The sequence below is a fragment of the Dietzia sp. Die43 genome (assembly GCF_024519835.1).
GTDB lineage: Bacteria > Actinomycetota > Actinomycetes > Mycobacteriales > Mycobacteriaceae > Dietzia > Dietzia kunjamensis.
In genome coordinates, this window is the sequence record NZ_JALJRF010000064.1 from 1 (window position 1) to 634 (window position 634).

Genomic DNA, 634 nt, shown 5'->3' on the forward strand with positions numbered 1-634 from the left:
TGGCGTAGGCGTCGGTGACATTGATACAGCCGTTACTGACGTTGGTGAAGCCCTGCTGCCCGACGGACCACGGGGCGCCATGGACGTAGATCCCGCTGTAGGACATCTGAGTGGCCCAGTTAACTGAAAGCCGGTAGCCGTCCGCCGAATCGACCGGCACGCCGAATGTCGATGAGTCCATGATGAGCGACTCATGCCGATCGCCGAGGTAGTAGGTGCCGTTCGGCGTTGGTGTCGAGGCCTTTCCTAGCGAGACCGGGCTACTGCTGACGATCTCGCCGTTGACGCGGGTCGTCATCGTCTTGGCATTGTCGTCGATCGTGGTGATGACCTCATCGCCGATCGTGAAGTTGCTGTGCGCGTCCTGGGCTCCGTAAAGCCCTCCACCCATATCTGTGCCATAGATGTTGACGTCGACGTCCACCTCGGTACCTGGTGCCCACCGAGATCATGGCCGCGCCGATTGTTCGCCCGGTCGAGCTTTGGCACCAGGCTGCTCACCGCATTGAGCGTGGTCGTTGTTGGCTGCGCGGTCAGCGCGTGGTTTGTCGCCTCAGCTCTAGCTCCGGGAATCTTCCATGTGGTTCCCCCCGAATCGTGGAGGGTTTCCTAGGCGGCTTCCGGTTCGGTCGCC

At 61.5% G+C, this 634-nt stretch carries 1 pseudogene; it reads right to left on the minus strand.

The window, feature by feature from the left end:
* Positions 1-442: pseudogene (locus NR111_RS18250) on the minus strand (L,D-transpeptidase); the annotation flags it as partial.
* Positions 443-634 lie beyond the last annotated feature (192 nt).